This window comes from Candidatus Zixiibacteriota bacterium, from assembly GCA_040753495.1.
Lineage (GTDB): Bacteria > Zixibacteria > MSB-5A5 > GN15 > PGXB01 > DYGG01.
The window spans coordinates 1-26,328 of the sequence record JBFMEF010000061.1 but is presented as its reverse complement, the minus strand read 5'-3'; the positions used below and the strand labels follow the sequence as shown (position 1 = coordinate 26,328).

At 50.4% G+C, this 26,328-nt stretch carries 24 protein-coding genes, 2 tRNA genes and 3 rRNA genes; 6 read left to right on the top strand and 23 right to left on the bottom strand.

What is annotated here, in order from left to right; genetic code table 11:
- Window positions 1-49: 49 nt before the first annotated feature.
- The 3 genes from AB1690_03945 to AB1690_03935 form a co-directional block, all read right to left on the bottom strand.
- The gene (locus AB1690_03945) at window positions 50-532 is read right to left on the bottom strand and encodes a prepilin-type N-terminal cleavage/methylation domain-containing protein (protein MEW6014452.1); all 483 of its coding nucleotides are present in this window, start codon (window positions 530-532) and stop codon (window positions 50-52) included.
- A 155-nt stretch (window positions 533-687) separates the two neighbouring features.
- Window positions 688-1,365, bottom strand: coding sequence for an isochorismatase family cysteine hydrolase (locus AB1690_03940; GenBank protein MEW6014451.1), 678 nt, complete (start codon window positions 1,363-1,365; stop codon window positions 688-690).
- A 158-nt stretch (window positions 1,366-1,523) separates the two neighbouring features.
- Window positions 1,524-2,690: a dockerin type I repeat-containing protein gene (locus AB1690_03935; protein MEW6014450.1), complete on the bottom strand. Its 1,167-nt coding sequence runs from the start codon at window positions 2,688-2,690 to the stop codon at window positions 1,524-1,526.
- 245 nt (window positions 2,691-2,935) lie between these two features.
- Between AB1690_03935 and AB1690_03930 the strand changes: the two genes are divergently transcribed.
- The 3 genes from AB1690_03930 to creD all read left to right on the top strand — a co-directional run bounded on the left by AB1690_03930 (window position 2,936) and on the right by creD (window position 5,494).
- On the top strand, window positions 2,936-3,433 hold the full coding sequence (locus AB1690_03930; protein ID MEW6014449.1) for a ferritin family protein: 498 nt from the start codon (window positions 2,936-2,938) through the stop codon (window positions 3,431-3,433).
- A 108-nt stretch (window positions 3,434-3,541) separates the two neighbouring features.
- The gene (locus AB1690_03925) at window positions 3,542-4,021 is read left to right on the top strand and encodes a hypothetical protein (GenBank protein ID MEW6014448.1); all 480 of its coding nucleotides are present in this window, start codon (window positions 3,542-3,544) and stop codon (window positions 4,019-4,021) included.
- A 165-nt stretch (window positions 4,022-4,186) separates the two neighbouring features.
- Window positions 4,187-5,494 carry a cell envelope integrity protein CreD gene (gene creD, locus AB1690_03920; protein MEW6014447.1) on the top strand — a complete coding sequence of 436 codons (1,308 nt, stop codon included), beginning with the start codon at window positions 4,187-4,189 and terminating at the stop codon, window positions 5,492-5,494.
- A gap of 189 nt (window positions 5,495-5,683) precedes the next feature.
- Here the strand turns inward: creD and AB1690_03915 are convergent, their stop codons facing one another.
- The 9 genes from AB1690_03915 to sigZ form a co-directional block, all read right to left on the bottom strand.
- Window positions 5,684-7,093 (bottom strand): C45 family peptidase, encoded by a 1,410-nt coding sequence (locus AB1690_03915; protein ID MEW6014446.1) that lies wholly within the window; start codon window positions 7,091-7,093, stop codon window positions 5,684-5,686.
- 150 nt (window positions 7,094-7,243) lie between these two features.
- Entirely contained in the window at window positions 7,244-7,768 is a 525-nt protein-coding gene (locus tag AB1690_03910; GenBank protein ID MEW6014445.1) for a hypothetical protein, read from the bottom strand.
- A gap of 89 nt (window positions 7,769-7,857) precedes the next feature.
- Window positions 7,858-7,974 (bottom strand): 5S ribosomal RNA (gene rrf / locus AB1690_03905).
- Window positions 7,975-8,074: 100 nt separating this feature from the next.
- Window positions 8,075-11,098 (bottom strand): 23S ribosomal RNA (locus AB1690_03900).
- A 147-nt stretch (window positions 11,099-11,245) separates the two neighbouring features.
- Window positions 11,246-11,318: transfer RNA gene (locus AB1690_03895), tRNA-Ala, on the bottom strand.
- Window positions 11,319-11,326: 8 nt separating this feature from the next.
- A tRNA-Ile gene (locus AB1690_03890) sits at window positions 11,327-11,400 on the bottom strand.
- Window positions 11,401-11,539: 139 nt separating this feature from the next.
- Window positions 11,540-13,089: ribosomal RNA gene (locus tag AB1690_03885) — 16S ribosomal RNA — on the bottom strand.
- Together the 16S, 23S and 5S rRNA genes with 2 tRNA genes alongside form the textbook arrangement of a ribosomal RNA operon.
- A gap of 378 nt (window positions 13,090-13,467) precedes the next feature.
- Window positions 13,468-14,262 carry an arsenite methyltransferase gene (locus tag AB1690_03880; GenBank protein ID MEW6014444.1) on the bottom strand — a complete coding sequence of 265 codons (795 nt, stop codon included), beginning with the start codon at window positions 14,260-14,262 and terminating at the stop codon, window positions 13,468-13,470.
- Window positions 14,263-14,336: 74 nt separating this feature from the next.
- On the bottom strand, window positions 14,337-14,903 hold the full coding sequence (gene sigZ, locus AB1690_03875; GenBank protein MEW6014443.1) for an RNA polymerase sigma factor SigZ: 567 nt from the start codon (window positions 14,901-14,903) through the stop codon (window positions 14,337-14,339).
- 71 nt (window positions 14,904-14,974) lie between these two features.
- Here sigZ and lipB point away from each other — a divergent pair, with 71 nt between their 5' ends.
- Together lipB and AB1690_03865 are read left to right on the top strand one after the other, a co-directional pair.
- Window positions 14,975-15,679, top strand: coding sequence for a lipoyl(octanoyl) transferase LipB (gene lipB / locus AB1690_03870; protein MEW6014442.1), 705 nt, complete (start codon window positions 14,975-14,977; stop codon window positions 15,677-15,679).
- The gene (locus AB1690_03865; protein ID MEW6014441.1) at window positions 15,676-16,317 is read left to right on the top strand and encodes an O-methyltransferase; all 642 of its coding nucleotides are present in this window, start codon (window positions 15,676-15,678) and stop codon (window positions 16,315-16,317) included. Before lipB ends, AB1690_03865 begins: the two co-directional genes overlap by 4 nt.
- Window positions 16,318-16,334: 17 nt before the next feature.
- Here AB1690_03865 and AB1690_03860 read toward each other — a convergent pair whose 3' ends face one another.
- The 11 genes from AB1690_03860 to AB1690_03810 all read right to left on the bottom strand — a co-directional run bounded on the left by AB1690_03860 (window position 16,335) and on the right by AB1690_03810 (window position 25,643).
- Entirely contained in the window at window positions 16,335-16,628 is a 294-nt protein-coding gene (locus AB1690_03860) for a hypothetical protein (GenBank protein MEW6014440.1), read from the bottom strand.
- 96 nt (window positions 16,629-16,724) lie between these two features.
- A complete protein-coding gene (locus AB1690_03855) occupies window positions 16,725-17,009 on the bottom strand; it encodes a hypothetical protein (protein MEW6014439.1) in 285 nt (94 codons plus the stop codon).
- A 145-nt stretch (window positions 17,010-17,154) separates the two neighbouring features.
- Window positions 17,155-17,508 carry a TM2 domain-containing protein gene (locus AB1690_03850; GenBank protein MEW6014438.1) on the bottom strand — a complete coding sequence of 118 codons (354 nt, stop codon included), beginning with the start codon at window positions 17,506-17,508 and terminating at the stop codon, window positions 17,155-17,157.
- The gene (locus tag AB1690_03845; protein MEW6014437.1) at window positions 17,501-17,848 is read right to left on the bottom strand and encodes a DUF2752 domain-containing protein; all 348 of its coding nucleotides are present in this window, start codon (window positions 17,846-17,848) and stop codon (window positions 17,501-17,503) included. The genes AB1690_03850 and AB1690_03845 overlap by 8 nt, the downstream gene beginning before the upstream one ends.
- A gap of 160 nt (window positions 17,849-18,008) precedes the next feature.
- Window positions 18,009-18,350: a PAS domain-containing protein gene (locus AB1690_03840; GenBank protein MEW6014436.1), complete on the bottom strand. Its 342-nt coding sequence runs from the start codon at window positions 18,348-18,350 to the stop codon at window positions 18,009-18,011.
- A gap of 224 nt (window positions 18,351-18,574) precedes the next feature.
- Window positions 18,575-19,972: a dihydrolipoyl dehydrogenase gene (gene lpdA, locus AB1690_03835; protein ID MEW6014435.1), complete on the bottom strand. Its 1,398-nt coding sequence runs from the start codon at window positions 19,970-19,972 to the stop codon at window positions 18,575-18,577.
- Between the two features lie 49 nt (window positions 19,973-20,021).
- Window positions 20,022-21,305, bottom strand: a complete 1,284-nt coding sequence (locus AB1690_03830) for a dihydrolipoamide acetyltransferase family protein (protein MEW6014434.1) — start codon at window positions 21,303-21,305, stop codon at window positions 20,022-20,024.
- A gap of 12 nt (window positions 21,306-21,317) precedes the next feature.
- Window positions 21,318-22,301, bottom strand: a complete 984-nt coding sequence (locus AB1690_03825; GenBank protein MEW6014433.1) for an alpha-ketoacid dehydrogenase subunit beta — start codon at window positions 22,299-22,301, stop codon at window positions 21,318-21,320.
- A 22-nt stretch (window positions 22,302-22,323) separates the two neighbouring features.
- Complete coding sequence (locus AB1690_03820) at window positions 22,324-23,355, bottom strand: thiamine pyrophosphate-dependent dehydrogenase E1 component subunit alpha (protein MEW6014432.1); 1,032 nt, start codon at window positions 23,353-23,355, stop codon at window positions 22,324-22,326.
- A 234-nt stretch (window positions 23,356-23,589) separates the two neighbouring features.
- Window positions 23,590-24,801, bottom strand: coding sequence for an acyl-CoA dehydrogenase family protein (locus AB1690_03815; protein MEW6014431.1), 1,212 nt, complete (start codon window positions 24,799-24,801; stop codon window positions 23,590-23,592).
- Window positions 24,802-24,878: 77 nt separating this feature from the next.
- The gene (locus tag AB1690_03810; GenBank protein MEW6014430.1) at window positions 24,879-25,643 is read right to left on the bottom strand and encodes a DUF92 domain-containing protein; all 765 of its coding nucleotides are present in this window, start codon (window positions 25,641-25,643) and stop codon (window positions 24,879-24,881) included.
- A gap of 171 nt (window positions 25,644-25,814) precedes the next feature.
- Between AB1690_03810 and AB1690_03805 the strand changes: the two genes are divergently transcribed.
- Window positions 25,815-26,328 (top strand): NAD-dependent epimerase/dehydratase family protein (locus tag AB1690_03805; GenBank protein ID MEW6014429.1); only part of this gene is annotated, 514 nt, incomplete at its 3' end.

Genomic DNA, 26,328 nt, shown 5'->3' with positions numbered 1-26,328 from the left:
GGGGTCGATTCCGCCGTAAATTCCAAACGGAGACGTGCAGATCTGTCAATTACCAGGAGTAAACATAAGCCGGGGTGGTTGTAAGTCTCAATCCGACCGTGTCAACGCCGTCAAGTACCGGCTGCACCTGGTATATGATGTACCTCTCCCCACCATTGAGCCACCCGCCGGTTACGTTTGACTTGGGATTATACATAATCCAGTTGCCGGTGGGGCGCCAGGACCAGGTGCCGTTGGGCGTATTTACTGTCGTGACCGGGTCATTAATCCCTTTGTAGTTGGATGGAATATTGGAGAGGTCATCGAAGGGGTTATGCACCGCAATCGGCTGGCCATCGACAAACTGCTTGGCGGTATATGTGGCGAGCGCCGATTCCAAACTGGCGACCATATTACTGACCGCCGCGATTTCTGCTTCTTTCGTAACGGAAAAGAGTTTGGGAATGGCAATGGCGGCAAGGATGCCCAGCACCACAATAATCACCACCAGCTCAATGAGAGTAAAACCGTGATTAGAATGACGTTTCATCATATCTATCCCCTCCCGGGAATCTAATGTTACTGTAATTCAGAATGAGATAGAGGTTGCTATCATATAATATTTTCGGAAAGAATTTGAATTGCTTGAATTAACAGAATGGCGGGAAAACGGCCGCTGTGCAAAAATTGCACAGCGGCAAAGTGCTTTTAATAGGCTTTGGCTGGCACCGACGTTTCGACCCCGCGCAGAATCTCGCCGGTGGTTGTGATATAGGCGAAGCCGAAGGCAAGGTTCAAGAGTGAAGCCAGATGCATCTCTTCGGTCACGCTGCCGGTGGCATCTGCCATAAAAAATACGCGATAGTCGCGATAGTAGGCATCACGCGCTGTCGATTCGCAGCACATATTGGTCATGATTCCGGTTATCACCAGGTCTTCGATTTTAAGACAACGAAGGATAGTCTCCAGGTCGGTGTTATAGAACGCGGAATAGCGATGTTTGAGTATTACCTTTTCATTCTTGAGAGGCGCAATCTCATCGGCGACCTCACTTTCGGGAGTCCCTTCGAGGCAGGCTCCCTCCCACCACCATTTCATAATGCCGGTATCGATGAAATCCGGATGATGAACATGCCGGGTATAGATTACCGGACGCCCCGCGGCGCGAAAAGCCGCAATCAGTTTTTGAATGTTGGGAATAATCGCCGGACCGCCGGCGGTAAAAGTTGGCGAAGATGGCTCAAGGAAGAATTTCTGCATATCTATGACCATCAGGGCGGCGCGCTCGGCAACCAGCGACATCTTGTGGGTATTAAAGGCGGCAATCTGCTTCAGCCAGTTCTCTGCTTTGAGATTGAGGTTCTCTTTGCTGACGTATAAATCCATGCTGAATTTCTCCTGCAATTCTCTCTAATGGTTATGAATGATAAAATAATACGGACAAAAATCTGGAGAGCAAAGCAATTTCTGCCGGATACATATATAAGGGGACGTCCCTGATTCTGAAAACAATGGGCTTTGGCTTCTGACCGATTATAAATAGGCTACTGCACGCCTTCCCACGGCAGATAGATTCTGTCAACACAAGCAGAGCCGGTAACCCCGGGAGTCAAATCGACCTGAAATTCTATCATTTCACCGTTGCCATACAAGGAATAATACTTCCGATTATCTATCCTAATTGTCCATAAACCGGGCGGCAAGGCGGCAATTCGATAATTCATGTTGTACAGGCAAAGACAGTCGCATCCACCGGACCCCCCCAGCGATTGCAGCTCCACAATATCAATGATATTCTCATAGAAATCGAAAATCGCGTAAAGGGAATCGGGACAGCAATTGAACAGGTCATTAAGATGCTCAATTGTCAGCACGGAATCCGCGGTATAATTGTAAACGACGCAGTCTTCCGTATAGACAGAATCGGATGTCTCCGAGGTAAGGCATCCTTCTCGCGAGAGCAGTTCTCCTACCGGCTGAGTCCCATATAGATTCCAGGGGTATGTGTCACGATAGATGCAATGGCTTCCGCTGGGCTGCTCTCTCAAGTCAATGGTTACATTTAATAGACTGTCGCCGACATTCAGTTCGGTAATTCTAATAAAATAAACTCCCGGTGGAATGGCGCTGATTTCAAATTGAACGTCGAAAAGGCAAAGGCAGGCGCAGGGACCCCATTCTCCGAATAGTTCCGCTTCGATAATGATTATAGTATCGCCGGAGATATAAAATGAAGCATCCGGTTCGGCGCAGCAGTTGAAACAGCCGTTCTGGTGTCTAATCCGGAGCGTATATCCATTGACATATTCCCATTGCAGGCAGTCCTCGGTTGCCGTCGCCTCCGCCGCTTTATAGTACGATTTGCACCCCGAATCTGAAATGACCGAACCTCCGGGACCGGACGACGGGCAATTAGGGGATGGTCCCTCCTTGTAAAGAGAGCTCAATAAGAAAACCGGGTCAAGAATATTGATTGATTGCGAATGGTTGACATCACAAAGGGCAAGGTTTTCCGGGCAGGGACCGTTCTTGTAAAGATAACTTATGAAGAAGGTGATATCATTCATATTGATAACCTGGTCACCATTGATATCGCCGCAGTTTTCAGCCGAAGAAGTAAGCGGAATCAAGCAAGGAAATACGACGAACGCTGCGAATATCATTCCGGCAGTCAAACCGAGGAAGCCTTTCGGATTCAATCGAAAAACCATATGGCGCCTCACTTTCAAGAAAATTTCTGAATCAGGATAGTCGTGGCGGGAAGTCGCGTTCCATAATAATCTATTTACCTACCCATTTTATGTCAAGAAGAATCGGGCTTATCTGCGGGTTGGACCGGCAGGAAGCCAATTATGCGACAAATTTCGCAACATCAGGGCGCTGATTAGGTTGCAGAACGGGAATATCAGAATTATATTGCGGGCAACAGGAATTCTAATTCTGGAGAGGATTGACGATGAAGATAACGGAGGCGCTTCAGCATGCCATAAAGGCGGAACGGCAGGGGCACGATTTCTATATGATGGCGGCTCATTCGACCGAGGATGACAAGGGAAAAAAGATTTTCGAGACGCTGGCAAAAGAGGAGCTCGACCATATGCACTTTCTTCATGGGCAGTTTGAGGCTATTTCCCGCTCCGGCAAGCCGGACCCGCAGCTCAAACTGGGAACGAAAATTGACCTGCAGGGGGCATTTCCGATATTTTCGGAAGGGATAAAAGCCCGGATTCATGGCGCCCACTATGAGATGACGGCGCTGTCTATCGGCATTCAGCTGGAACTCGATGCCATGAATTTCTATAAAGGGGAGGCTGACACCAACCCGGACCCGGTCATAAAAGGATTCTTTTTGGAGCTGGCGGAATGGGAGCGCGGACATTACCAGGCGCTTCTGAATCAGGAGACCTCCCTTAAAGAAGATTACTGGTCCGATGCCGGTTTTGCTCCGTTCTAAAAGAGCGGCCGGCGCTCAGTCATAGATTATCTGATTGACAGAAGTTTCTCAGGGGCAATATCCTATGCAAGAGTCAGAATATCTATCTTCATAAAACGGGAGAAACTGATGAACGAACTCGAATTTCTGCGGCATATGCTGGCAACATTGGCGTATCGGGCGGCAAAAACGATGCGGGGAGCGCCGGAGATATTTGCCGGTTTCAAACCGGGACCGACCACTCGCACGCCGCTGGAAGTCGTGGCGCATATGGGGGATCTGCTCGATTGGTCGCTCACCTTGATTCGAGGGCAGGGAAAGTGGGTGGCATCGGCGCCGCTGGATTGGGAAAGCGAAAAAGCCCGCTTCTTTGCCAGTCTGAAACGGTTTGATGACGCTCTTGCTTCCGGCGAACCGATTAAGATTGAAATGAAACGCCTGTTTCAAGGTCCTATTGCCGATGCCTTCACGCATACCGGTCAGCTGGCGATGCTTCGCCGCATGAGCGGCAACCCTATGAAAGGGGAAAGCTATGCCAGAGCCGATATCGTTACCGGACGGGTCGGCATCGAGCAGACTCCGGCCGAGCCGAAGTATGAATTCGATTGAAATATCTTTTCACTACTCTCGCTGGGGCGCTGGATTACCGATATCTATCATTCTATGATTTGGCGACAGAAACCTGCCATCATCAGAATTTTCCTTGCCAAACCGATATCAGAATGTATAAGGTTTAACTGAACGCTTAACTTCTATTTGGAGTGGTAGAAACAGATGTCCAAGTTTGACCTGAGAAATTCCATTGGCGTACGATTAATCATCATAGTCTTCATTACTGTCCTACTTTTGATACCCTCTTTTATGATTATGGTATTAATAACGGAGCGGCAGGAACGAAGAAACTCGGTTGCCGATGAAGTCAGCCGCAACTGGGGAGCCCGGCAGACCGTGGTCGGCCCGGTGCTCGATATCCCGATAAATTTCCCAAGCGCAAACAGCAGCGATAAGAGCGCCGGTCTGGTCTCCTATGCTCACTTTCTTCCTGAGCGGTTGGAAATAACCGGCGCCATGATGCCGGAGATCCGTAATCGGGGGATTTATGATGTTGTCGTTTATAACGGCGATATCGAAATCAAAGCGATTTTCAATGTCCCGCAATTTGACGGTCTGGCGGCAGATAAAGGAAAGGCAATGCTGGAGAACGCCGTGGTTACTCTGGGCATTTCCGATATGAAGGGTGTCAAGGAGCGGATACAGTTTCAATGGAATGGGGAGGTAAAAGAAGCCAATCCGGGACTGCCCAGTAGTGACCTCTTCTACTCCGGGGTGAGTGTTCCGGTTTCGATTAAAGAGGCGGATTCGGAATACAGTTTTGTCACCAGATTGAACCTGAATGGCAGTTTCGAACTGCTTTTCTCACCTATCGGAAAAGAGACTATGCTTCATCTGTCATCGCCCTGGCAAAATCCCAGCTTTACCGGCATCTACCTTCCCGATGAACGGAAGCTGGATGATAACGGATTCCAGGCTGACTGGCGGGTGCTGTATATAAGCCGCGACTTTCCTCAAAAATGGGTTGGCGGCGGCTATGACCTGAATAAATCGGCATTCGGGGTCAGTCTGTTGCAGCCGGTTGACCAGTACCAGCAGACCATGCGCACCGTGAAGTATTCGATTATGTTCATCGCTCTTACTTTTCTGACTTTCTTTGTCATTGAGATTCGGAGTTTGAATCCGATTCATCCGATTCAATATCTTCTCGTCGGGCTGGCGCTTCTCATCTTCTACTCATTGCTATTGTCTCTGTCGGAATATATCTCTTTTGGATACGCCTATCTGCTCGCCGGCGCGGCGATTGTGATATTGATAACGGCATATTCTACAAGTTTTCTTGCTGACCGCAGGCGCGCGCTTATCGTTGCCGGTGTCATGGCTATCCTGTACGGATATCTTTATATTATTCTGCAGTTGCAGGATTATGCGCTCTTGATGGGCACCATCATTCTTTTTGTGGCTTTGGCGTTATTGATGTTCCTGACCCGAAAGATTGACTGGTTCGGCACGCTGGAGCAGAAGAGGTAGGGCAGGAGCCCCGCCTTCAGCGGGGCGCTCCTGCCAGAATCGACCATTTATGGTCGGTCAAGGTGGGTTAGGATGGCACGAGCCGCCGAGGGAACGGCTAATAGGGCTCGTGCCCTACTTTAATTACTCGGCAGTCGAAACCATCCCACCTTCGGCGGATTTTCGACCTCAGGTTAAGGATTCCCTGCCTCATTCTTCCTTCCCAAGCGGGAATACTGTCCATTGACCTGCAATGATATCTTTCAATACCGGCGCCATCCAATCATACTGTTGATGCTTTTCCAGAAATTCGTCTGCTCTGAAACTGCTGTCGCAAGGATGACCCCATTTTGCCCAAATCTGCCAGCTCTTCGCCATCTCTGAAGTCACCACTTTGCCATCAAATGCGCCTGCCGGATAATAAGGCAGCGAAATGCTAGGGACTTTGCCATCATTCAGTTCAATGTGACCGCAAATGGTTCTGTTACCAGGTCTATCTACTTCAAGGTAGGTATCATAATGGTCTGCCAACATTTGCTTAGCCAGTGCAACATCAATTGATCCTTCATATTCATTCATCAAGCGATTCCAGCGAACCCGCCTTGCTACAATGTTATCCCGAATATCATCAAAAATGCCATCTGATTCACCATGCAGAATCTGAGGATTAGAAGTAACATTAGAGCCAGCATAGTATCCATCAGCGGTCTTTTCCAGGCTGTGAAATTTGAGGCCGAGCTCCAGTCGAGCAATCTCGTTGGTATTGATATCTCCGAGCAACCAGGAATTGGCATAGGCTCCACTATTTTTTTCAATCAGAGTATTCGCCCATTCATCGATACTATTGGCATACTGCATCGCTTTACGGGCTCTTTCGAAAATCGGTGTGCCTGATGTATCATATCCCTTGAATCCGCCGATTGTGGTTTCTGTCCCTATTAAACCTGCTCCGGTAATGAAAAAATCGGAACCGCTGTAAATCAGGGGACCCCAGGCCTGCATGAGAATACGGTGTCCTTCTTCCGGCACTAAGTCAACTATTACATTGAAGAATTTAGCCTCGGGATACCCACACCAGGAGTTGTGAGCCATCACGATTTTGCCGTCACGGGTCTGTTTTCCTGTAGCTATAAAGGCGCTGCACCCCGGGCCTCCGTCTTTCTTAATGACCTCATCTTTGACTGATGGCCACCAGTACCATTTGAGGTCGATAAACCCGTTCAGAAACAGTATTTCATCGAACGTGATTGCCTGCCCGGCACGGTCCGCTCCCGCAACCATACCTTGCATCTCTTCGATATATTCGCCAGACACTTTGTCTCTGAATAACTCGGTAGCCTTTTTTACAAAGAAATCATAATCTTGAGAGGTAGTGTATTTTATCAGAATCTTTTCCGCTTGGCAAAAATCAAAGATTTCTTTGGCGGTCAAATATCCCCGCTGGAAGCCAATTTCAAAGGGACTTCCCTCAAGATGCAAAAATGTCCAGCCGTTCTTGTCAATACGATACCCTTTACTAAGGTATCCCCGTTCTTCTTTGCTCAGCGTCGATTGTTGTGCGAAAACCTGAAGAAAAGGCAGTAGAAAGAACAGAATTAGATTGAGTAATGCCTTTCTCACACGACCCTCTTTTCCTTGAATTGTTTGATGATACATCAATATCGTCAGGTTGCATCATGCAGTCAAGCAAAATATGGTTTGCTTCCCCCCGCCGTCAGGAGTCTCTCCTGACGGAGTCTCTGCTCAAGAGGCCCCGGAAATGATTCATCACTAGAATCGAATAGTCTTTGTATTTTCTCCCATAGGTCCGTCGAAAAATATCTGAAAATCTTCCACTCCGGTATTACTATTCTTGGCATAAAATGCTACATAGTGTTTATCCATCAGCGCGTATTCAGCTTCTGTAGCCGTGCCGGCAGCTCCTTTATCTCTTAAGAGAGCGGCCTTTCTATCAGTAAACACGAATATATAGGCGTATCTATCGTTTCTGCACTTTTCCCTCAGGATACTGGCCAAATTCGATAAGTCTGCTTCATTGAAGTGCTTGCGGTCAATCAATATAACCCTGCCCGTTCCTCCTGCTGGTATCTGCCAGCTCTGAACAGTCTCAAATTCTATCGGTGGTGACGTCGTTACTTCCTTAATGTCTTTCTGGATCTTGTCTTGTGGTCTATTTGTCCTAGCTGCCGTCCCGTCAACTGTGTTCTGCTTATCAGCGTTGCGATTACAAGAAAGAGTGAAAGGGATTAGAGCAACGAGAATGATCAAGTACGTATTTCTAGTTATGTGGTGCATTTGAAATTTTGCCTTGACATAAATAGAGTAAAATTGTTCGCAAAATGTCAAATAAAAAACCCTCTTCTTCAAGAGGGTTTTTTAATTACTCCCGGCGGCCTTCTACTCTCCCACCCGATCGCCCGGGCAGTACCATCGACGCTAGAGGGCTTAACTTCTGTGTTCGGAATGGGAACAGGTGTTTCCCCTCCGCCATCACCACCGGAAAATTTATTAACAGCATATTGAAAGCGTCAGGACTTGCGGGCATCCTTCAACTGGTTGCGCAGAAGAGTCTTAAGGCAATCAGCTGAGGGAGAAAATTTATCGATCAAGTCGCACGGCTTATTAGTATCACTAGACTCAACACCTTACGGTGCTTACATCAGTGACCTATCAACCTGGTAATCTTCCAGGAGCCTTCAGTACCTTACGGTAGGGATACCTAATCTTGGGGTGGGCTTGGCGCTTATATGCTTTCAGCGCTTATCCCTTCCCGACACAGCTACCCTGCGGTGCCGCGGGCGCGACAACAGGTGCACTGGCGGTCGGTCCAACCTGGTCCTCTCGTACTAAGGTCAGCTCCCCTCAAGTATCCTGCGCTCGTATCAGATAGGGACCGAACTGTCTCACGACGTTCTAAACCCAGCTCACGTACCGCTTTAATTGGCGAACAGCCAAACCCTTGGGACCTTCTTCAGCCCCAGGATGCGATGAGCCGACATCGAGGTGCCAAACCGCATCGTCGATATGAACTCTCGGATGCGATAAGCCTGTTATCCCCAGAGTACCTTTTATCCGTTGAGCGACGGCATTTCCATACACAACCGCCGGATCACTAAAGCCTGCTTTCGCACCTGCTCGACTAGTAGGTCTCGCAGTTAAGCTCCCTTGTGCTTTTACACTCTACAGCCGATTACCACCCGGCTTGAGGGAACCTTTGCACACCTCCGTTACACTTTTGGAGGTAACCGCCCCAGTTAAACTACCCGCCTGGCAATGTTCCTTGACCTGTTTCAAGGCCTAAGGTTAGATATCCGATAAGATAAGGGTGGTATTTCAACGGTGGCTCCACCGATCCTAGCGGACCAGCTTCAAAGCCTCCCACCTATCCTACACATACCTGACCAAATACCAATGCCAGGGTATAGTAAAGGTTCACGGGGTCTTTCCGTCCCGATACGAGTAAGCGGCATCTTCACCGCTGCTACAGTTTCGCCGAGTCCCATGTTGAGACAGCGCCGTAATTGTTACACCATTCGTGCAGGTCGGAATTTACCCGACAAGGAATTTCGCTACCTTAGGACCGTTATAGTTACGGCCGCCGTTTACTGGGGCTTCGATTCGAAGCTTCGCCGCGGTTAAGCAGCTGACCTCTCCTCTTAACCTTCCAGCACCGGGCAGGTGTCAGTCCCTATACATCGCCTTTTGAGGCTTAGCAGAGACATGGGTTTTTAGTAAACAGTCACCACGGCCTCTTCTCTGTGGCCGCTTTGGGCTCAACGGGCGAACCGTCTCACCTACTCACGGCACCCCTTATCCCGAAGTTACGGGGTCAATTTGCCGAGTTCCTTAACATGGGTTAGCTCGCGCACCTTAGGATATTCTCCTCACCTACCTGTGGCGGTTTGCGGTACGGTCGGCAGAATAACTTCCATAGAGGCTTTTCTTGGCAGCATGATTAAGGTCAGTTTATGGGCCGAAGCCCTCCCCATCACCTCTCGATGTTAGGAGCGTGGATTTCCCTGCGCTCCCCATCTACAGGCTTAGATCCCGAAGACCGTCTCGGGACTGACCGTCACTTCTGCGTCACCCCATAGGTATAACGCAACTCTACCGGTACAGGAATATTCAACCTGTTTTCCATCGCCTACGCCTTTCGGCCTCGGCTTAGGGACCGACTAACCCTGGGCGGACGAACCTTCCCCAGGAATCCTTAGGTTTTCGGTGGGCAGGATTCTCGCCTGCCTTCTCGCTACTCGTTCCGACATAATCTCTTCTGTACCGTCCAGCCCATCTCGCGATGAACCTTCAGTCGTTACAGAATGCTCCCCTACCACTCCCCGCAGGCGAACCTGCGAAGAATCCGCGGCTTCGGTGCCGTGCATAGTCCCATACATTTTCGGCGCAAGGCCACTAGACTAGTGAGCAGTTACGCACTCTTTAAATGATGGCTGCTTCTAAGCCAACATCCTAGCTGTTTAAGTAACCTCACTTCCTTTGACACTTAGCACGACTTGGGGACCTTAGCCGGCGGTCTGGGTTGTTTCCCTTTTGGCAATGAAGCTTATCCCCCACTGCCTGACTCCCGAGAAACAAGTAACGGCATTCGGAGTTTGATTGGGGTCGGTAGCCTTGTGGGGCCCCTAGCCCATTCAGTGCTCTACCTCCGTTACTCTATTACTCGAGGCTAGCCCTAAAGCTATTTCGAGGAGAACCAGCTATTTCCAGGTTTGATTGGCCTTTCACCCCTATGCACAGTTCATCGCCTAACTTTTCAACGTTAGTGCGTTCGGACCTCCATCTCGTGTTACCGAGATTTCATCCTGACCATGCATAGATCACCTGGCTTCGGGCCTACTCCCTGCCACTAATACGCCCATTTCAGACTTGCTTTCGCTACGGATCCGCCAGTGTTTGGCTTATCCTTGCGACAGAGAAGTAACTCGTCGGATCATTATTCAATAGGCACGCCGTCAGTCCGGAGCCTCCGAAGAGACTCCCTTCCTCCGACCGCTTGTAAGCATTCGGTTTCAGGTACTATTTCACTCCCCTCCCGGGGTTCTTTTCACCTTTCCCTCGCGGTACTCGTCCACTATCGGTCACGGGTTAGTATTTAGCCTTACCTGATGGTCCAGGCAGATTCACACGGACCTCCACGTAATCCGTGATACTTGGGAGTTCGAAAAGAAGCCGTCAGCCTTTCACTTACGGGGCTTTCACCCGGTATCGCTAACCGTTCCAGGTTATTCAGTTAGACAGACGGTTTGTAACTTCCCGGCCCGACTGCATTCGGACCGCATTCGAATCCCGCAACACCGGCAGCGCAACGCAAGCAGACTTTAACGCGCCGACCGGTTTAGGCTGTTCCCCGTTCGCTCGTCGCTACTGGGAGAATCGCTTTTGCTTTCTCTTCCTGATGGTACTGAGATATTTCAGTTCCCATCGTTCGCCTCGAACGCCTATGTATTCAGCGCCCGATATCCGTCAATGACGACGGATGGGTTGTCCCATTCGGAAATCCTCGCCTCAAAGGTTGTTTGCACCTAGGCGGGGCTTATCGCAGCTTACCACGTCCTTCATCGCCTTCCCGTGCCAAGGCATCCACCAAATGCTCTTAGTAACTTGATCGAAACCTTTCTCGAAGATTATCTAAGAATACTTCTGTGCAACCAGTTGTAAGATGCCCGCATGTCAATTGGAAAGATTGACATGACGCTAACAATATGAAGTTGTCAAAGAGCAAATCTATTTAACAAAATAGAATTTCTGCTATTCTGGAGATGACCGGGGTCGAACCGGCGACCTGTGGCTTGCAAAGCCACCGCTCTCCCAACTGAGCTACATCCCCGATTAATCTGGGCCTAAGTGGAGTTGAACCACTGACCTCGCGCTTATCAGGCGCGCGCTCTAACCAACTGAGCTATAGGCCCGCAGTTAAATCTTTAGCCGCTTGAGGCCCAAAAATTTATCAAGATAGTAAGTGCCGCCAGGACAATTTCTCTGGCGCCGATAATGTGACGACCTAAGCCTCGCCGCCTCCTTTAAGGGACGGGAGACCTAACTCCTTAGAAAGGAGGTGATCCAGCCACAGCTTCCGCTACGGCTACCTTGTTACGACTTAGCCCCAGTCATCGGTTTCACCTTAGGCGTCGCCCTCCTTGCGGTTAGGCAAACGACTTCGGGTGCTCCCAACTTCCGTGGCTTGACGGGCGGTGTGTACAAGGCCCGGGAACGTATTCACCGCGACCTGCTGATTCGCGATTACTAGCGATTCCACCTTCATGGAGTCGAGTTGCAGACTCCAATCTGAACTGAGACCGGTTTTAGGGATTAGCTCCACCTCGCGGTCTTGCTACCTTCTGTACCGGCCATTGTAGTACGTGTGTAGCCCTGGATGTAAGGGCCATGAGGACTTGACGTCATCCCCACCTTCCTCCAGCTTATCACCGGCAGTCTCCTTAGAGTTCCCAGCATTACCTGATGGCAACTAAGGACGAGGGTTGCGCTCGTTGCGGGACTTAACCCAACACCTCACGGCACGAGCTGACGACAGCCATGCAGCACCTGTTCACCGGCCCCCGAAGGGGAAGCGACCTTTCAGCCGCGGTCCGGTGTATGTCAAACCCAGGTAAGGTTCTTCGCGTTGCCTCGAATTGAACCACATACTCCACCGCTTGTGCGGGCCCCCGTCAATTCTTTTGAGTTTCAACCTTGCGATCGTACTCCCCAGGCGGGGCACTTAATGCGTTAGCTGCGGCACTGAGGGGGTCGATACCCTCAACACCTAGTGCCCATCGTTTACAGCCAGGACTACCAGGGTATCTAATCCTGTTTGCTCCCCTGGCTTTCGCGCCTCAGCGTCAGTATCGGTCCAGAAAGCCGCCTTCGCCACCGGTGTTCTTCCAGATATCTACGCATGTCACCGCTACACCTGGAATTCCGCTTTCCTCTCCCGTACTCAAGATTTGCAGTATCGGATGCAGGCCCCGAGTTAAGCTTGGGGTTTTCACATCCGACTTGAAAATCCGCCTGCACGCCCTTTACGCCCAGTAAATCCGAACAACGCTCGTTCCCCCCGTATTACCGCGGCTGCTGGCACGGAGTTGGCCGGAACTTCCTCTGCGGGTACCGTCAGGACTGAAGCAGTTACTCTTCAGTCGGTTCTTCCCCACTGACAGGGTTTTACACTCCAAAGAGCTTCGTCACCCACGCGGCGTTGCTGCGTCAGACTTTCGTCCATTGCGCAATATTCCCTACTGCTGCCTCCCGTAGGAGTCTGGGCCGTATCTCAGTCCCAGTGTGGCCGATCACCCTCTCAGGCCGGCTATCCATCGTAGCCTTGGTGGGCCATTACCCCGCCAACAAGCTAATGGAGCGCGGGCTCATCTCCAAGCAACAGGTTGCCCCGTCTTTGAGCCCCAAGCGATGCCGCTCAGGGTTGTTATCCGGTATTAGACCCCCTTTCGAAGGCTTATCCCAGGCTTGAAGGCAGATTGCCCACGTGTTACTCACCCGTTCGCCGCTTTACTCGCTCCCTTGCGGGAACTTTCTCGCACGACTTGCATGTATTAAGCACGCCGCCAGCGTTCGTTCTGAGCCAGGATCAAACTCTCCGTAAATATTCAATGCATTTTATTGCGAATTGAAACTACGAAGGCTCGTCCTACGAAACACTTCGTTATTCGATTTACATTTCTGATCTCAAAGTATGTCTTATGACACAAAGAGACCCACACTACCGGCAAGAAATCATTCTTGCACGGCACTTACTATTTAGTTTTCAAAGAGCAATTTCGACAAAAAAACTGCCTCGTAAAGCAGGCAGGAAAGGATAATAACCACTATTACTACCCTTGTCAAGGGAAAAATTGGTTAATTTCCAAATTATTTTCGCTCGTCAATATATATAACGTCTCTTAAGCCTCAGGGTTCCCGTTTTTCCAAACCATTATGCCAATTCTTTTATCGACCAAAATTGCCCAAACTGTTGTTCTTCTCTATGGCTTTCGCGCCGAGATGTGTGCCGAGACAATATACTCTTCCAGCCCCGAGCCGGGGAACCACTCCTTAATCATCTGGCTGCTTCTGGGGTCGGGGGTTATCTGGATATCAACAAACCCGGACGTTTTCAGGATTTCGAAAAGGTCGTCAATTAATGCCGCGCCGGAGACGCAAGCGGCAAACGCCTCGAGATTCCTGCGCCATTCGTCGCTGAGCGGTTTAAAAGCAACGATATCGGAAATAGAAATTTCCCCCCCCGGTTTGAGAACGCGGAAGGCTTCGGCGTAAACCTGTCTCTTACTGGGCGATAAATTTATAACACAGTTGGAGATAATCAGATTCACCGAGTCGCTTGCCACCGGAAGAGCCTCAATATCACCGAGACGAAATTCCACATTCTTATAGCCGGCCGCCTCGGCGTTGCGCCGGGCACGGGTAATCATTTCCGGAGTCATATCGACACCAATCACTTTCCCCAGGGGACCTACTTTCTTCGAGGCGATAAAACAATCAATACCGCCCCCGCTTCCGAGGTCCAAGATAGTATCCCCTTCTTTAATCTTAGCCAGCCCCAGCGGATTGCCGCAACCGAGTCCCAGGTCAGCCCCATCAGGAATCTGGCTGATTTCATCCGGGCGATACCCTATCTTCTCTGAAATCTGGGTCAGGGATTCCCCGGGACCGCAGCAGGGTGAACTGCCGCTTCCACAGCAACCGGAGGCATTAACAGCAACTTTGCTGTAATGTTCTTTCACAACTTTTTTGAGTTCATCGTTCTGAGAGGTATTCATATTTTTCTCCTTGTAAGGTTTTCTCATTCTCACCTCAAAGGACGTGATGTCTCAAAAAAGGACGCAAAAAATCCTCATTTTTCCGGAGCGCAGCCTGATTTGCAGCAACTGCAATTAGGCTGGTAGCCGATAATATGTTTGCGGGCATCAAGTTCAAAATGACAGCATTCCAGAAGCATCTCTTTTAACATACCCCTCGCTCGTTGCACGCGGGATTTCGCGCCGGACAATGAAATCCCCTCTTTCGCCGCCAATTCTTTTTGCGACAACCCCTCGAATTCGGTTTGAATTATTGCCCGGCGGTACGGCTCCGGTAGAATTTCGACAAGATATTTCATGTACGAAAGGATTTGGTCGGAAGGCTCCGCCCCAGTGTTCTCTTCGCTGGCAGGCAGGGTATCATCGAATTCGGTCGTCAAACGGGAAGAGCGATAATGGTCATTAATGGCGTTGCGGGCGACTTTGAATATCCAGGCGGCGAGACGTTCTTCATCATTGAGAGAATCAAGATGAGAGTGGATTTTGAGGAGAACCTCTTGAAAGATATCGTCGGCGGCATCACTGTCCTTGACAGCGCCGCGGATGAATTTTCGCAGAGCCTCGCTGAAGCGATTATATATCTCGGTAAAGTCGCGGTTCATTTTATTCCTTTTGCGCGCGCCAATGGCGGTATATATTAAAGCGTATCTGTAGGAAAAGGCAAGTGATATAGATGTGCAGCAGAGGATATAAGAGACTTTTTAAAGTTGACCTGGGACGCACCGATTATTTGCAAGCCTGGGAACTTCAAAAAAAATTAGTCGCCTTGCGCCGCCAAAGCCGTGTTCCCGATATGCTCTTGATAACCGAGCATGAGCCGGTCATAACAATGGGACGCGGCACCGACCGGAGCAATCTTCTGGCTACCGAAGAGCAATTGAAGCGAAAAGGAGTCAGTCTGCATGAAATCGAGCGCGGCGGCGATATTACGTTTCATGGTCCGGGGCAAACGGTTATCTACCCGATTGTTGATTTGACCTGTCGAGGCAAAGACCTCCACAAATATCTTCGCGACCTGGAGAACTGGCTGATTGCAAGTCTCGGGGAGATAGGACTCAAGGCTGGAACCAAGAAAGGGCTGACCGGGGTCTGGGTCGATGACTGCAAGGTTGCCGCCATTGGCGTGGCTGTTTCCCGTTGGGTTACCTACCACGGCGCAGCGTTGAATGTCAATACCGACCTGGACTACTTTAGACTTATAAATCCCTGCGGAATAACCGCATACCCGGTGGGGTCGCTTCGCAAGCTGCTGGCTCGAGAGATTGATATGGGCAAAGTTAATGAGGTTTTGTCGCAGAATTTTGCCTCAATGTTTTATTACGAGATGGAACAGCTGAAAGATATTGATTCTATTCTGATGGAAGAAATGAAAGTATGAGCCCCAGAAAAATGGAATTGACCCCGCCGCAGATAATGGAGTATATCACAAAAGTCTCTCCACATGACGACAGAAATCTCCAGGCAATGGAAAAATACGCCAGGAAAAACGACTTCCCGATTATCGGACCTGTCGTGGGAAGATTTTTGTCCCAAATGGCGCGTCTGATGGGGGCGACTCAGATATTCGAAATGGGGTCAGGATACGGGTATTCGGCATACTGGTTTGCGACCGGAATGAGACCGGGAGGAAGAATTATCTGCACCGACGGTTCCGAAGAAAACCGGACTAAGGCGGAGAAGAATTTTGCCGCCGGTCAATTTGATATCAGGCTGGAATATCATGTGGGGGACGCCATCGAGATTCTTGAGAAATTCAAAGGACCGTTCGATATCATTCTCAACGATATCGACAAAGAAGACTACCCGCGGACTATTCCCCTGGCCGCGGAACGTCTTCGGAACGGCGGCCTGTTCATCACTGACAATACCCTCTGGTCTGGAAGAATTTTGAGCAAAAGCCCCGATAAGCCGACCAAAGCGATTCTTAAATTCAATAAGATGCTGATGGCATCAAAGGAATTCCATCCGGCGATACTGCCAATCAGGGACGGCTTAGGTTTTGCCATCAAGATATAAAGCCGCAGCGATGCCGCTCAGGAACCCCAGCGGCTGATGGTCTTAAAAGCTACTCCCACTCCGATATAATACTGGAAATACTGGGGATGCACCGTCTCGGAGCCTTCACCCAGTTGCTGCGGCAGAGAGAAACTCTTCAGATACCGCACTCCCAGGTCAATAGACCAGGCATTGGCGAAATTCAGGTCCACCCCGGCGGTTATATCCCAGCCAAAAACCGACTTGGTGACAGTAGCGTAATCCTGACGGATTTCATTGTCAGGGTCGGCGTCATTGGGAATGACGACATCAGTATTAATGCTGTATATCACAAGGGCGATATTGGAGCCAATATGAGGCCGAATAAATCCGCGCCCGTGGCCCCCAACCTGTCCCCCCAGAAAGATGCGGTAGTAATTTTGTGAGGTCTACTGCTCGGTCCGAAGTCCGGTAGTGCCATCAATAAACACCCGGTCGCGCGACATCAGATTGATAACCTCAAATCCACCGGTGCCGGCAAAGAAATTCGCCAGCTGCGGAAAGGGGGCAACAATATGAATTCCGCCGCCCCATCCCGGTTTTGAGAAATTCTGGGCATCTTCCCCGTCCGGCTCCATCCGGATACCATATATACCGACCTTTCCCCCGGACTCGGCGGTCTGCGGCAGGATTATAACCGCCGATATCAGAAGAAAAAGAAGAATTCTAAACATCTCTTCACTCCTCCGCGCTATAAAGTGACAGGCGGCATTCCGTCCCGATAATTCAAACTTAATTACCTGGGCAGTCAGGCACCGTTGCCTGACAGACTTTCAATGTTAAAACCGTTCAAACGGGATTAATTGCCGCTCAGAAAAATCAATTCGTCCCCTTCATCATATAAAAAACTTCCTGCGCTTTCTTCTGGTTGTATTCAAACGCAAGGCTCTTATAGTTGATAACATCAACTATCGTTCCAATGAGACAGATACCGGCGGTGAAGAGGTAAAGAAGCCCCATTCCAATCTGTTCGAGGAAGAAACGATGAATCCCGGCAAAGCCGATAAAGCCGAGGAGACAGAGCAGCAGAACAGTCTGGGGGTCTTTGCGCCGGGCGCGATAGACGGCGGCAAACTTGCGGGCGGTGTCTTCATCAACATTTTTCAAGAGACCGCTGACGTAGAGCATCTCGTCGCCCTGCAGTTCCGGCAGAATCTGAAAGAGGTCAGACATGATTAACTCCTATTCTGTGGTTAGAATTTTCGACCGATTTGTTAAACAGCGCCATAATCCTGAAACATATGACAAACACAAAGAAAACAGCCAGCGGATGGGTCATAAACGATGCCGTCAGGTCGCCCCGGTACAACAGCACCAACGCCCGACCCAAACCGCAACCCGGGCAGAAATCAATTCCCAGGCTATGAAACAGACAAAAATCCAGGGACATTTTTTCATAGGGGTTGATAAACAGCGGGGCAGCCAGGGCTGCGCACCAGAAAATCAACTCCAGTTTGACTCTTGCGGCAATCTTTCTGACCAGATTTCCCACTCTTATCGCACCAGATTTCATTTGATACTATTTACGAAAAGAGAATAACGACAGTTTCAATATTGCAGGCAAGGAGATAGTTGGCAAAATGCAATAGAGTTTTTGGCAAATGCCCGATACCGCCGGGGAATCCGCCGCGGCGGACTGACAGAACGCCGGGAATTGAAAATGCCCGAGCATTCTATCCCCGCACAAAGTGCGGCAATTCAAACGGGATTTCCATCGAGAATTCGACCAATCCTTTGAACTTCTCCCCCTCAAACCACGGCGCCTGGTATATCATTTTCTTGACACCATCTTTTTCTATTGTATAGGCATTTGGCTGCCGGGTATGGAATAGATTTTTCAGCTTGGTCCGGGACGGTTCCGGATGGCAGTCGAACAGGCTGGCGCCGATGAGCGCCGCGCCGCCATCCTTGGCAAAGATCGTCTTTGATTTCTCATTCATATATATGATGATGCCGTTTTCATCGCAGATAGTAATGGCGGCGGCGAGTTGGTCGGGCCAGGTGATAAAATTCAAAAGATACCTCGGAGTTTAAGTAATAATGTTCCCGAATATATAATTAACGATGGAGAAATCACATTTAAAAAAGCCGACATCACCCGTGTTTCAACCTGTAAACTTCCCGGGTCAAGAACGGGCAGGAATGGATTCCTGCCCGCGCAGGTGAAGCAAAAATTGCCGCAATAAAAAAGGTCGAAACCGCCGGGGTTCCGACCTATAAAATTAAGCCGATGTACAAATCAATTAATTATATGCAGCGCCTTTTTATGGACATTCAGTCCCGCTTCCATCATCGCCTCCGAAAGCGTCGGATGAATCGCCATAATATGCCCCAGGTCCTCGGCGGTACCGTCAAACTCAATCAGCGCCGTTCCGGCATAAAGAATATCGCCGGCGTGCGGACCAAAAATATGAATTCCCAAAATCTCATCGGTCTCGGCATCGGCAATCACCTTGGCAAAACCATCAAGCGCAAGAGTAGCAATGGCTTTTCCCAGGGCGCGATAGTTGAACTTTCCCGTTTTGATTTTTCGCCCGGCGGCAACCGCCTCTTTCTCGGTCATCCCGATTCCGGCGATCTCCGGGTCGGTGAAAACGGCGTATGGCACATATTTCCAGTCGGCTCCCATCGAGGAACCGGCTATCGCCTCTACCGCGGCGACTCCTTCATGTGATGCCTTGTGCGCCAGAAGCAACCCGCCGGCGACATCGCCGATAGCAAAAATATTGCTCACATTTGAGCGCATATTCTTATCGACTAACACAAACCCTCTGGAATCGGTCTTGACGCCTGCCTTCTCCAGGTTGAGCCCGGAAGTGTTCGGCTTCATTCCAGCCGCCACCAGGACCATATCGAAGGTAAAAGTCTTCTTCCCCTGCGGCGTCTCAACTTCGACATTAATCCTGTCGCCGTTTTTCTTCGAGGCGACTACCTTCGATGACGTGAAAATCTCCATCCCCTGCTTTTTCAGCTCCCGTTCCGACGCTTTCGAGATATCCTGGTCCAGGGTGGGAAGAACGGCATCAAGAAGCTCGATGAGAGTAACCTTAGCGCCAAGTGTATTATAGACTGTCGCCATCTCCACCCCGATCGGTCCGGCCCCAATTACTCCCATTGTCTGCGGCACCCGCGGAATATTTATCGATTCCCGCGCTCCGATGACAGTCTTGCCGTCGGTTTTTATCATCGGAAGTTCCATCGGCGTCGTCCCGGTGGCAATTATGAAGTACTCGGCTTCGATACGAGTCTTGGTCGTATCTTTAATTACCTCGATTTCTTTGGAAGAAATAAATGATGCGGTGCCGTCATACACCTTGACCCCGCCTTTGTCCAGAAGAAGTTTCACGCCGCCGGTGAGACGTTTGACGGTTTCATCTTTATGCTTACGAAGTTTTTCCAGGTCGATATCGACATTGCTTGCCTTCAAACCAATCTTTTCAGAAGCAAGGACTGTCCGCTTCAATTCTGTTACGTAGAGAAGCGCCTTGGACGGAATACATCCCCAGTTCAGGCAGACCCCGCCGACATATTCTCTTTCCACGATGGCGGTCTTAATGCCCAGTTGCGCCGCGCGGATAGCGGCGACATACCCCCCGGGACCTGCCCCGATGACGACCAGTTTATATTTGTCAGCCATATTACACCTTCATGAACCAAGGGCACAGTCTCACTATGCCCTGCAATTATTAAACAACTCCCAGAATCCAGGAATCAGGGTCTTCCAGATATTCAATCATGCGGCGGAGGAACTGCACCGCATATCCTCCGTCAATGACACGATGGTCAAAGGAAAGCCCGAAGTTGAGAATGGGGCGGATGACTATCTGCCCATCGCGCACTACCGGCTTATCGACAATCTTATGAACGCCGAGAATCGCCACCTGGGGGTGGGCAATTATCGGAGTCGAACCGAGCGCGCCCATGCCGCCGGCATTGGTTATCGAGATTGTCCCGCCGGTAATTTCGCCCATGCTCAGCTTATCGGCATTGGCTTTCTCCGCCAGCTCCCGCATCTCTTTGGCTATCTGAAGAATCGATTTCTGCTCGCAATGTTTGATGACCGGAACGATGAGGGAATTATCGCGGGCAACCGCCATCCCGATATTGAAATATTTCTTGACGCGCAGAACATCTTTCTCGAAAGTGGAATTGATCCAGGGGAAATCTTTCGCCGCAAAAATAATCGCTTTGGCGATAAACGGCATATAGGTGATGCGCACCCCATGCTTCTTCTCAATCTTATCGACATGTTTCTGGCGCCAGTCGCGGATTGCGCTCATATCGCATTCGTCAAAGGTTGTAACATGCGGAATCGTGAAGGCCGATTTGACCATATGCTCGGCGATTACTTTCCGTACCCCCGTAATAGGAATGACCTCCTCCGGCTCGGCATCGGGGAAAACAAAATCAGGTTTCTTGATATCGACCAGATGGCGGCTGTTGATATACTTGATGACATCTTCCTTGCTGACCCGTCCCCCTTTTCCGGTGCCGCGAAGCTTGCGCAGGTCAATAAAATGCTCTCTGGCAAGGCGACGAACGATAGGAGAAGATTTTACCGCTTTGATGCCGGCTTCGATGGCATCTTTATCGGCATGAATCCCCATCTGCTCGTGGTGCGCGACGGTGCCGACAAATTCCTCGGGCGGTTCTTTTACATCCTGTTCGGCCGGAATCGCCTCTTTGCCGCTGTCCGGCAGAACCTGAAAGGCTTTCGATTCGGTAGCGGTTCCCTCGATTTCCATTATGGCAATCTCGGCCCCTATCTGTACCACCGTGTCCGGGGGAACTAAGTGCTTTTTCATGACGCCGTTGTGCGGCGAGGGGATTTCGACATTTATCTTGTCGGTCATGATTTCCACAATCGGGTCATCGACCTTAATCTTATCTCCCTCATTTTTCAGCCACTTGACGATAGTTCCTTCAACGACCGATTCGCCCAGCGGAGGAACGACAACTTTATATTCCATTTTCAATCTCCCTCAATATTCCAGAACTTTTCTAACGGCACGGACTATCTTTTCGGCATTGGGCAGGAAAAAATGCTCCAGCGGCGGCGCAAAGGGAAGCATCGGCACATCCAGACCGCAAACGCGGGTCACCGGGGCATCAAGATAATCAAAAATCTCCTCGGTGATGGAGGCGGAGACCTCCGCCATGACCCCTCCGGTTTTGGAATTCTCCTGGACAAGAACTACGCGCGAGGTCTTTTTCACCGACTCGAATATGGTCTCGCGGTCCCAGGGGAGGAGACTGCGCATATCAATCAACTCCACCGACACCCCTTCTTTTTCAAGAATATTTGCCGCCTCCAGCGATTTGTGGCACATTAGACCGTAGGCGACGATAGTTATATCCTTCCCTTCCCGGCGCACGGCCGCCTTGCCGATAGGAACGGTGAAATCATCTTCAGGAATCTCTTCCTTTACGGAGCGGTAGAGACGTTTGTGCTCAAAGTAGATTACCGGGTCTTCGCCGCGTATGGCTGACTTAAGAAGCCCCTTGGCGTCATAGGGCGTCGACGGCATCACCACGATTAACCCTGGCTGGGAAAAGAACCATTGCTCGTTAATCTGGGAATGATAAAGCCCGCCGCCAACTTCTCCGCCGCAGCAAACACGAACCGTCATCGGACAGGTCCATTGCCCGCCGGAGCGATAGCGGATTTTAGCCGCCTGCTGGATTATCTGGTCCATGGAAGGGGTGATGAAATCCGCAAACTGTATTTCCGGCACAGGGCGCATCCCCACCATGGCGGCGCCGACACATCCGCCAACAATATAAGCCTCGGAAATCGGAGAATCGATAACACGGTCTTCACCGAAGCGTTTTTGCAGTCCTTTAGTCGCTTTAAAAACGCCGCCGTAAAGGCCGATATCTTCCCCTATCATAAATACACTCTCGTCGCGCTCCATCTCTTCATAAAGCGCCGAGGTGATCGCTTCGATATAGGTTGTATTTTTCATTTATCGTTACCTGCCTTCTTTATCAATATTCATCGCGACGAACCGGGAAATTCTCAGAATAGACATCGCGAAATGCTTCTTCCGGTTCGGCGTATTTGGATTCTTCCGCAAACTTGACCGCTTCATCTATTTCCTGGTCGATTTCTTCCACCAGCGCTTCCCGCTTCTGGGGAGTCAAGACACCCAGGTCGGTCAGCAGTTTCTCGTGACGGGGAATGGGGTCTTTCTTTTTCCAGTTATCCAGTTCTTCCTGGCTGCGGTAATCGGCGGGATCAATTTCGGAATGTCCATACCAGCGGTAAGTCATGCATTCAATGAAGGTGGGACCCTCACCGGCGCGTGCCCGCTTGATTGCTTCCTGCGCCGTCTTATGAACTTCAACGACATCGTTTCCATCAATGGTAACGCCGGGGAAGCCGTATGCCTTGGCGCGGTCGGAGAATTTCTCGATGGCGCCTTGGAGTCGCGCCGGAACCGACTCCGCCCAGAGATTATTCTGGCAAACATAGAGGACAGGGAGCTTATGAATTCCGGCATAATTTAGTGCCTCGTGCCATCCGCCACGAGCGGTGGCGCCTTCGCCGAAGAAAGCAACCGCGATATTGTCTTTCTTCTGTATCTTGAATGCCATGGCGCATCCGGTGGCGACTACGGTCTGACCGGCGACGGTCGAGGCCGGATTGATTACCCCTTTAGCCCGCGAACCATAATGGCAGGGGTGGGTTTTCCCCTTATCTACCGAGGTGGAGCGGGCGAAAACCTGCGCCACCATCTCTTTTATCGGAATTCCTTTGGTAACAGCGGCGCCGATTTCCCGGTGCGACGGACCGATTATATCTTCATCTCGCAAGCCATAGACGGCGCCGACAGTGCAGGCTTCCTGCCCCACGGCTGAAAAATAAGTTCCGGCATACCGCCCCTGACGAAACATCTTGCGAAAACGCTCATCCAGAAGGCGGGTTTTCATCAGATAATAGTACAGTCCCCAGAGTGTCTCTTCGGAAAGCCCAATCTGTTTGAGGGACGGTTTTGCTACGGTTTGATTGCCAGCCATTTATCCTCCATTATTATAAATTGCTCCAAATGCAGTCGCTCGCAAAATATCATAAACCTATCTGTTTTCTGTCTTATTACGATAAATAAAGAGAACCCAATAACATTTTTGTCGCTAATAAACGATGTCGAACCGGATTGGTCAAGAGGAACTATCAAAGAAGAGTTAACAGACTAAATCAGTCGCCTTTACCGCCTCCAAACCTGAAGATAGTGAAGCAGATTCCGGCCGGCATTAAACATCTGCACCAAAGGGCCAGGGGGGCAAATTGCAGCGCCGCCGCTTGTCTTCTCGAATATTTAAGAGATAATCAGCCTGCATCAGTTTATGGATTTCGCGTGTCCCTTCATAGATGGATGCTCCTTTGGCATTGCGATAATACCGTTCCACCGGATATTCGTCGGAGAAGCCATACGCTCCGTGCACTTGCACGGCATCAGCCGCCGCTTTCTCCGCCTCCTGACAGGCAATCCATTTTGCCAGCGAGGTTTCCCGTGTCGCTCGAAGCCCTGCGTTGCGCATCCAGCCGGCTTTAAGCCAGAGAAGACGGGAGAATTCGTAACCGGCATACATATTCGCCATCATCTCTTTTACCAGCTGATGTTCCCTAATAGGTACCTGGAAGGTCTTTCGCGTCTCAGAGTATTTGACACAGGCGTCAAGGCAGGCTCTAATCAAACCGGTGGAGCCGGCTGCCACGGTATATCGCCCCTGCTCCAGGCAGAACATCGCAATCCCGAATCCTTCCCCCTCCTTGCCGACCAGATTCTCGGCCGGGACTTCCAAGTCCTGCATCGAAATCCAACCGGTATTGCCGGCGCGCACGCCCAGTTTGCCATGGATAGTGCCGGTGGTCATACCTTTGCCGCTTCGCTCGACAATGAAACAGGAGATACCGCTGTGGTCGCGGGCTTTTTTCTTATCGAGGTCGGTCCAGGCGAAAATCAGAAAATTATCGGCAACATCGGCAAGACTAATCCACATTTTTTCGCCATTCAGGATATACTTTTCCCCTTTCCGAACCGCTGTGCTCTGAATACCGACCACATCGGAGCCGGCATTCGGTTCGGTTAAGCCAAAAGTGGCTATCTTCTCTCCTTTTGCCTGAGGAATCAGAAATCTCTCTTTCTGGTACTTGTTTCCCCAGGAAAGAAGCGTCAGAGAATTGAGACCGATATGAACGGAAAGGATTACCCGCGCCGAGGTATCGGCATACTCCAGCTCTTCGCAGGCAAGACCAAGCGAAATATAATCCATACCGGCGCCGCCATACTTCTCCGGCAGGCAGATTCCGAGAATATTCAGTTCCGCCATTTTCTTCAGCAGATTCGGGTCGAACTGCTGGGAGCGGTCCCGCTCGCGGATATCGGGAGTGATATTCTTTTGGGCAAAATCGCGGCAGAGCTCCTGCACCGAGCGATGGTCGTCAGTCAAATTAAAGTCCATATATAGAGATTCCGCCTTTCTTACGGTCTGTAAATGACCCTATCATAAGCCAATTTTGCGCCTGCGGCAAGCGGAATTCATCCTGCCAGCGCCAGGGCTAAAATAGCTGCCGCAATAGTGCTTACAAGATTTACCAGGTTGTTATTCACAAACCTGAATCCCCGGATTTTTTCGGTACTATGCCCACAATGCCGCTTCTGTTCTGTTCTTTTTTCACAACCGGGACAGCGGAACTGTCCCTGAATTGAGCCGCCAAGGAGCGAATCAATCACTCCCCCGGCAAAACCGGAGCATCCGGCAATCAATGTTATCGAGACGAGCGCCTCCCTGCTGCCGGAACTGCCGTAATACATAATCCCCCCGACCAGGGCAGTCAAAAATGCCCCGGCTACAGAAGCGATGGTACCAAGCCCGGTTATTCCTCCGGAAAGACCGGCTTCGACTTTCCTAAGACGCACCAGGTCAACCGGTGGCGAGGCAGAAAGCATGCCGATTTCAGTCGCCCAGGTATCGGCGGAGGCTTCAGCGACCGCCGCAAGATAAGCCAGATACCAGATCGCATTTCCGGTAAGAAGATGTAGCAGGGAGCAGATTATTGCGGCGGCTCCATTAGAGAAAACCTGCCAGGCATCCCGCGCTCCCTCCTTTTGACCGTACTGTGATGCCAGTTCCTTGCGGGGCGATTTAAGCCGGGAAAGCAACAGCGATGTAACAAAGAAAAATATAAAAGGCGCCGCATAGAGAATCTGCCCGGCGCCGAAGATAATAGTCCCTGTTATAGTTGTCGCAATCGCTCCGGAAAGAGTCAGAGAGCGGAAGCGCCAGGCTATGCCGGCTGTCACTGAAGCCAAGAAGGCGCCTAATAGAAAGTCACTGAGATTGGAAGATACCGCAATATTCACAGTTTTCTTATCCCATTCAGATATAAATGCCCTGTAAGTTAAGGCAACGGCGCCCTCAATTGCAATATTTTCTTCTTGTAATAGCCGGCAGGCTTCGTAATTTGGGACATCATGAATGACGGAAAATCGATTTTTATAACAGGCGCCAGCGGACACTTGGGGCGACGTCTCATTCCGAAACTGATATCTCAAGGGTACCGAGTAAAAGGGCAGTGCCGCAATCTCAAGAAAGCGGAAAGGTATCTTCAGCCCGAGGTCGCGATGGTTGTGGGCGATATTCGCGATAAGAGTTGGATGCCGCAGGCGCTGGCCGGGTGCGATTATCTTATTCATTCTGCCGCCATGGTGAGTCTTCGACCGGTCGATTATCAGGAGATGAAAAGCATTAACATCGACGGCACAAAAAATCTGGTCGAGGCGGCGCGGAAGGCATTCGTAAAAAGATTCCTTCATATATCGAGTGTGGCGACGGTAGGCGGCTCCATTGACGGAAGACCGCTTGATGAGAACGCCAACTTTAATCTCGCCGGGTATGGTCTTCCCTATTTCGAGACTAAAAAGGAAGCGGAGGAGATAATACTGGCGGCATCTGCGTCAGGGATGGAGACTATTGTGCTAAATCCAT

What these genes read in the sequence shown, in the direction of transcription:
- AB1690_03940 (MEW6014451.1), bottom strand. Translation starts at nt 1,365, where the DNA reads ATGGATTTATACGTCAGCAAAGAGAACCTCAATCTCAAAGCAGAGAAC.
- lpdA (MEW6014435.1), bottom strand. Translation starts at nt 19,972, where the DNA reads ATGGCTGACAAATATAAACTGGTCGTCATCGGGGCAGGTCCCGGGGGG.
- AB1690_03845 (MEW6014437.1), bottom strand. Translation starts at nt 17,848, where the DNA reads ATGAAATCTGGTGCGATAAGAGTGGGAAATCTGGTCAGAAAGATTGCC.
- AB1690_03935 (MEW6014450.1), bottom strand. Translation starts at nt 2,690, where the DNA reads ATGGTTTTTCGATTGAATCCGAAAGGCTTCCTCGGTTTGACTGCCGGA.
- AB1690_03855 (MEW6014439.1), bottom strand. Translation starts at nt 17,009, where the DNA reads ATGTTTAGAATTCTTCTTTTTCTTCTGATATCGGCGGTTATAATCCTG.
- sigZ (MEW6014443.1), bottom strand. Translation starts at nt 14,903, where the DNA reads ATGAACCGCGACTTTACCGAGATATATAATCGCTTCAGCGAGGCTCTG.
- creD (MEW6014447.1), top strand. Translation starts at nt 4,187, where the DNA reads ATGTCCAAGTTTGACCTGAGAAATTCCATTGGCGTACGATTAATCATC.
- AB1690_03825 (MEW6014433.1), bottom strand. Translation starts at nt 22,301, where the DNA reads ATGAAAAATACAACCTATATCGAAGCGATCACCTCGGCGCTTTATGAA.
- AB1690_03865 (MEW6014441.1), top strand. Translation starts at nt 15,676, where the DNA reads ATGAGCCCCAGAAAAATGGAATTGACCCCGCCGCAGATAATGGAGTAT.
- AB1690_03880 (MEW6014444.1), bottom strand. Translation starts at nt 14,262, where the DNA reads ATGAATACCTCTCAGAACGATGAACTCAAAAAAGTTGTGAAAGAACAT.
- lipB (MEW6014442.1), top strand. Translation starts at nt 14,975, where the DNA reads ATGTGCAGCAGAGGATATAAGAGACTTTTTAAAGTTGACCTGGGACGC.
- AB1690_03815 (MEW6014431.1), bottom strand. Translation starts at nt 24,801, where the DNA reads ATGGACTTTAATTTGACTGACGACCATCGCTCGGTGCAGGAGCTCTGC.
- AB1690_03910 (MEW6014445.1), bottom strand. Translation starts at nt 7,768, where the DNA reads ATGCACCACATAACTAGAAATACGTACTTGATCATTCTCGTTGCTCTA.
- AB1690_03945 (MEW6014452.1), bottom strand. Translation starts at nt 532, where the DNA reads ATGATGAAACGTCATTCTAATCACGGTTTTACTCTCATTGAGCTGGTG.
- AB1690_03930 (MEW6014449.1), top strand. Translation starts at nt 2,936, where the DNA reads ATGAAGATAACGGAGGCGCTTCAGCATGCCATAAAGGCGGAACGGCAG.
- AB1690_03925 (MEW6014448.1), top strand. Translation starts at nt 3,542, where the DNA reads ATGAACGAACTCGAATTTCTGCGGCATATGCTGGCAACATTGGCGTAT.
- AB1690_03820 (MEW6014432.1), bottom strand. Translation starts at nt 23,355, where the DNA reads ATGGCTGGCAATCAAACCGTAGCAAAACCGTCCCTCAAACAGATTGGG.
- AB1690_03830 (MEW6014434.1), bottom strand. Translation starts at nt 21,305, where the DNA reads ATGGAATATAAAGTTGTCGTTCCTCCGCTGGGCGAATCGGTCGTTGAA.
- AB1690_03850 (MEW6014438.1), bottom strand. Translation starts at nt 17,508, where the DNA reads ATGTCTGACCTCTTTCAGATTCTGCCGGAACTGCAGGGCGACGAGATG.